A 6,000-nucleotide genomic window follows, 5' to 3' on the forward strand; every position below is an offset into this window, starting at 1 on the left:
CATCAAAATTAAATAATAGTTTAAAATATTGATGTTAAAACTGTTAAAGTTTATCCTTTTTAATTTATGGTTGATGTTAATTTTCTCTTATTAAGTTTATTTAGAATTAATAAAAATAAATCTTGTTTTGTAACTATTCCTGTTTTAAGTTTGCATCAATAAATTATTTTAAATCAATCTAAATAAGAATAATGAAAAATTTAATGACCTTAGTAATGTTATTAGCAATAGTGGTTACAGCTACAGCCCAAAACACTACGTTAAAAGGTAAAGTAACAGATGTGAATAATACACCATTAATGGGTGTAAATGTAGCCTTGCAAGGAACAAATTTAGGGGCGCAAACTAATTTTGATGGAGCCTTTAGTATAGCTAATTTAGAAACCGGAACTTACAAGGTTCTTGTGTCTTATTTAGGATATAAAACAAAAGAGCTAGAGGTAACAATAGCTATAAATGAAGAAAATACATTAGGAACTATACAGCTTTATGAAGGAAATGAAATTTTAAAAGAAGTAGTTGTTAGTGGTGAACGAAGAAATAAATTCTCTAGAAAAGAAACTGCCTACGTTGCTAAATTACCTTTAAAAGATTTAGAAAATACTCAGGTTTACAGCACAATAACATCAGACTTATTAGTGTCTCAAATAACTACAAAATTTGATGATGCTTTAAAAAATGCCGTAGGTGTAGACAAGTTATGGAGCTCTACTGGTCGTGGTGGTGACGGATCTGGATATTACAGTATTAGAGGCTTTAGCGTGCAACCACAATTGGTAAATGGTATGCCTGGTTTAACCAATGGTACCATAAATGCAGCAAACATAGAGCGTATAGAGGTCATAAAAGGACCATCTGCTACTTTATTTGGTAGTTCTGTAACATCTTACGGAGGTTTAATAAATACAGTTACTAAAAAGCCATACAAAGGTTATGGAGGAGAAGTGTCTGTAACAGCAGGTTCTTACGGTTTATCTGTACTTTCGGCAGACTACAATACAGCTTTAGATAAAAATAATGACATCTATTTTAGGTTAAATACAGCTTACCACACAGAAGATAGTTTTCAGGATGCAGGTTTTAAAAAGTCGTTTTTTGTAGCACCATCTTTATCATACCGTGTAAATAATAAATTATCATTTTCATTGTATGCAGAAATTACAGAAGCAGAACAAACAAATGCCACTTCGTTATTTTTAAACAGAGCAGCACCATCTGCATCTGCAAGTGTAGAAGAAATGGGGTACAATTCTAAATTGTCATACACTTCTAACGATTTGTCTATAGAAAATCCAACATCTAACTACCGTGTAGAAATGGATTATAAATTGTCTGACACTTGGCAGTCACAAACTATTTTGTCTAAAAGTAATACCTCATCAAACGGATATTACTCTTATTTATACGAGTACGGAACTTTAGAACCTAATACATTTTCTAGAATGATAAATAAAGAAAATGGAAAAACAAATACTACAGACATACAACAAAACTTTATAGGAGACTTTAAACTAGGAACATTACGTAACAGAGTTGTTGCAGGTTTAGATTATTACCAAGCAACAAACATAGACCAAAGTTCTGGTTTTGCTTTTTACGGTAACGTATTACCAAACGGAGATACAAACGGTGATAACCCTTTTACACCAGAAGTAGAAACGGATGCTTACCCATTAACAGAAGCAGGAGTATTGTCTGTTTTGGCATCACAAACAGCAAACAATATAAAATCTAAAACAAGTACTTACAGTGCTTATGTGTCTGATGTATTAAATATTACACCAGCATTATCTGCAATGGCAAGTTTACGTGTAGATAGGTTTGATAATGAAGGTGATGTAACTACAGATGCAGATGATTACGAACAAACAGCTTTTTCTCCTAAGTTTGGTGTGTTGTACCAACCAATATTAGATAAATTATCGGTTTTTGCCAATTACCAAAACGGATTTACAAATATAGCACCTAGCTTAGTGGGTGATCCTGCAGATGGCCCACAAACGCTAAAATCTTTTGATCCAGAACAAGCAAACCAAGTAGAGTTTGGTATTAAGACAAACTTATTTAATGGTAAATTAAATGCAACAGTAAGTTATTATGATATTACAGTATCTAATAAAGTAATGACAGATCCAACATCTGCTTTTAATAAAATTCAAGACGGAGAAGTAGAAAGTAAAGGTATAGAGATAGAAATTAATGCAAATCCTATTAACGGATTAAATATAAAGGCTGGTTTTAGTAATAATGATAGTGAAATTACAAAAACAGATAATGCAATATTAGCAGGTACAAGACCTTTAGAGTCAGGAGCAGAAACTTTATATAACCTTTGGGCTAACTATGAGTTTCAGGTGGGAAGTTTAGAAGGTTTTGGACTAGGTTTTGGTTTAAACGGAGCTAGTGAAAGTTCTATTATTAATTATGGCCCAGGAGGTACTTTTGATTTGCCTAGCTATACAATTTATAACTCTTCTGTTTTTTACCAAGCAGATAAGTATAGAATAGGACTAAAACTTAATAATATGTTTAATGAAACATATTACAAAGGATGGACAACCATTACACCACAACAACCAAGAGCATTATTAGCAAACTTTACATATAAGTTTTAAAAATAGTTTAAGTTGGATTTTTGCAGTAACATCTTAGTCTGGCATTGTACCAGGCTAGGATGTTTACATTAAAAAGAAATAAAAAATGAGCGTATTAATTTTAGTTACCACCATTGCTTGTTTGTTGCATTATAGCACTTCTAAACGTGCTGTAATTACTAACGACACCAAACTTTTATATTGGCTACATAAAAGAAATATACTTGCTAAAATAAGCGCTTTGGTAGTTTTTGTTATAAGTTTTATACTCGCAATTTATACCTTGGGTTTTGGGGCAGGAATACTAACTTTTTTGCTTTTAGTTATGTTATTATGGAGTTTAATAGTATTGCTAACTCCCTTAAAAATTATAGATTATAAACTAGTGCTAGTAATATTTGTACTGGCTATTTTTTTAGAACAAACATTATAAATTATGCCAGCAAATTCTAAATATTTAACTACTAGTTCTTGGCAGCAATTTGCAAAAATATCTGCAGGTATTGTTGGTGGTTATATTGTAACATCATTAGTACATATAGCATTAGCATTATGGTTACCAAACCCTAAAATAGTATTGGCAACATCTATATATACCATATTTATAGTTTGGGGAGCATTAATGGTTGTTCCTTTTTTATTTAAAAACGGATGGTTGGTTTGGTTACTGTATTTAGGGCTAAGTCTACTGTTAGCTATTGCAATTTATTTTGGAAAACTTAATTCACCTTTAGTATAATGAGCAAACGTAATTACAATGTTTTTTTTCATACACATACCGTTAGTGGTATTGTAATTAGTGTAGCTTTATACATTATATTTTTTGCAGGAGCCTTTGCGCTTATTAAGGATGAAATTACTGCTTGGGAAAAAGGAAATACAGCAGAAATTTTAACTCCGGAAGACATAGATTTTAATAGGCTTATTAAAAGCATAGAAGCAGAAGGCCATACACTTTATGGTAGAGACATACGTATAATACCACCAGATGCAAAAAAGGATATTTATGTACAATTAACAGACTCCAAAGATACTACAGTAGTAAATATACCAGAAAAACCAACTTACTTTTATGCAGATCAAGAAACGTATAAAATAAGTGAGTATTATGCATTTTATAGTTTGGGAGAGCTATTGTACAGGTTACATTTTTTTCATCAACTACCAACTATAGGTATTTACATAGCAGGTTTTGTAGCATTCTTTTTCTTGTTTGCAATTGTAACAGGTGTAATTGTTCATTGGAAAAAAATGGTGTCTAATTTTTATGTATTTAGACCTAAAGCTAAGCTAAAAACTGTTTGGACAGATGCGCACACAGCATTGGGTGTAATAGGTTTGCCTTTTCAGTTTGTATACGCAGTTACAAGTTGCTTTTTATGTATGTCTGTTTTTGTGTTGTTACCAGCTAATTATGTGTATAACAATAACCAAGATAAGCTTTTAGAGGACATACGTCCAATGATGAAAACTTATCCTTTAGAAGAAAAGTTAGATACTATTTTAGACGTAAACTCTTTTATGGCTAAGGCCGATAAAAAATGGGAAAATTTTGCAGCACAGCAAATATATATTAAGAACTACGGAGCAACTAATATGATGTTTCAGGTTGATGGTTTATTAGGCTCTAAAGAAAAGTTTTTAGGCAACGGAAGAGTTGTTTATAAAATGGCTACTAATACTATTGAATCTGAGAAAAACCCATATAAAAATAGCTATGTAGAAGATGTAGAGCTTACCATACGTAAATTACACTTTGGAGATTTTGGAGGTATGTACTTAAAGGTAATATACTTTATACTAGCCTTAATAACCTGTTTTGTAATTATATCTGGAGTACTTATTTGGTTAGAGGCACGTAACAAAAAAAATATATCTGCAGCAAGGCAATTGTACAATAGGCGAGTAGGGCACGTGTATTTGGCCATATGTTTAAGTATGTTTCCTATAACAGCGTTATCTTTTATAGCATCTAAACTACTACCAAGAGATTTAGATGCAAGTAGGCAAACCATTTTGTATCTCATATTTTTTGTAGGCTGGTTGCTATTAACCATTTACTTTAAAAGTAAAAGAGACAATTACATTACCAACAAATACAGCTTGTTATGGGGCAGTATTTTAGGGTTTTTAATACCAATAGTTAATGGTTTGGTATCTGGTAACTGGTTTTGGAAAACATTTGCAAATAACCAATTAGATGTTTTTACAATAGATGCCTTTTGGTTGGTATTAGCATCAGTTGCGTTGGCTATATATTTTAAAATAGAACGCAAAGTACCAAAGGTTAGTCACGCTAAACTAGTAGCAGAATACCAGAAAACAGTTTTAGACCAAAGAAAAGAACAAGAAAACCAACAAGAAGTAGAAAAAGATCAATCTAAGAAAATAAAATTTATGAGAACAAAAATTTCAATATACTGGTTACTAATTGTAGTAGGCTTTATACTGCACCACGTTTACGGTTTATTTGGTGTGTATTATAATGAGAGTTTAATGATAGAAGGTGCAACAGGAGATGTACCCGTAGAACACCATTTGTACCGTATATTTTTTGAAGGTATAGCAATGCTTTTTTGTATAGCAACTTTAGAAATATCTAAACAGTGGTTTAGACTATCCTCTATAATTTGGGCAATTTTATTAGGTATTTTTAATATATACCACTTTATAACAGCTATAGCTTATGAGGCTTCTAACATATCAGAAATACTAATACTAGCATTAATGGGCGTTGTAAGTGTATTATTAGTAAAGACACTTTTACAATGGCGAAAAGAAATAGCCTAAAAAGCGTATAGTGAAACTAGAAAAGCATTTAGGTTATTCTAAATGCTTTTCTAGTTCTTTAAACTTTCTGTGAATAAACATAATTTCTTTTAAAGAAAACTCTTTTTCTTGAAACCAGTCGTAAGCTTCAATTTTGGCATTTTCTACCTGAGCATCTCTTATAGCTTCTAATGTAACAATATGCCAATGTGCTCCTTTGTTTTTAGAAACAGGATAACCAACATCACTAATAATGTAAGATTTACGAGGCTGATTTACCAATCTTACTCCGTTTTTTAAAACAGCTAAGGTTTTGGTAAGTGAAACAACCTCGGAGAAAGAGTAACGTGCAAAGTCGTTAAAACCGTCTCGTTTTACATTAAAAAGCTTATCGCCAACTTCTAAATATCGCATAATTTATTTTACAAAGAGTTAGCAAAAATAGAACGATTATCCCTTTTTTACTTTACTACCAAGCACTACTTATTAACAATGGTAAGGGTTTTGTAGCTATTAAGCTGATACTGATAATTTTTAAGAGTTATTTTTTTGTAGAATTATAGTAAATTAGTTTCTCTGTTAGTGCACACATTTTACTTGTTTGCTTACTCTTTACGGCACGAGCGTGACGCTCGCG

4 protein-coding genes are annotated in these 6,000 nt (G+C 31.6%); 3 read left to right on the forward strand and 1 reads right to left on the reverse strand.

Annotated elements, in window-relative coordinates; genetic code table 11:
• Positions 1 to 191 precede the first annotated feature (191 nt).
• The 3 genes from BFJ87_RS08455 (at position 192) to BFJ87_RS08470 (ending at position 5,384) form a co-directional block, all read left to right on the forward strand.
• Positions 192 to 2,615, forward strand: coding sequence for a TonB-dependent receptor (locus tag BFJ87_RS08455; RefSeq protein WP_245799609.1), 2,424 nt, complete (start codon positions 192 to 194; stop codon positions 2,613 to 2,615).
• A 415-nt stretch (positions 2,616 to 3,030) separates the two neighbouring features.
• Positions 3,031 to 3,333, forward strand: coding sequence for a hypothetical protein (locus BFJ87_RS08465; protein ID WP_077402760.1), 303 nt, complete (start codon positions 3,031 to 3,033; stop codon positions 3,331 to 3,333).
• Positions 3,333 to 5,384 carry a PepSY-associated TM helix domain-containing protein gene (locus tag BFJ87_RS08470; RefSeq protein ID WP_077402763.1) on the forward strand — a complete coding sequence of 684 codons (2,052 nt, stop codon included), beginning with the start codon at positions 3,333 to 3,335 and terminating at the stop codon, positions 5,382 to 5,384. The genes BFJ87_RS08465 and BFJ87_RS08470 overlap by 1 nt, the downstream gene beginning before the upstream one ends.
• Before the next feature lie 33 nt (positions 5,385 to 5,417).
• Here BFJ87_RS08470 and BFJ87_RS08475 read toward each other — a convergent pair whose 3' ends face one another.
• A complete protein-coding gene (locus BFJ87_RS08475; protein WP_077402766.1) occupies positions 5,418 to 5,777 on the reverse strand; it encodes a pyruvate kinase in 360 nt (119 codons plus the stop codon).
• Positions 5,778 to 6,000 lie beyond the last annotated feature (223 nt).

The sequence above is a fragment of the Cellulophaga omnivescoria genome (assembly GCF_001999725.1).
GTDB lineage: Bacteria > Bacteroidota > Bacteroidia > Flavobacteriales > Flavobacteriaceae > Cellulophaga > Cellulophaga omnivescoria.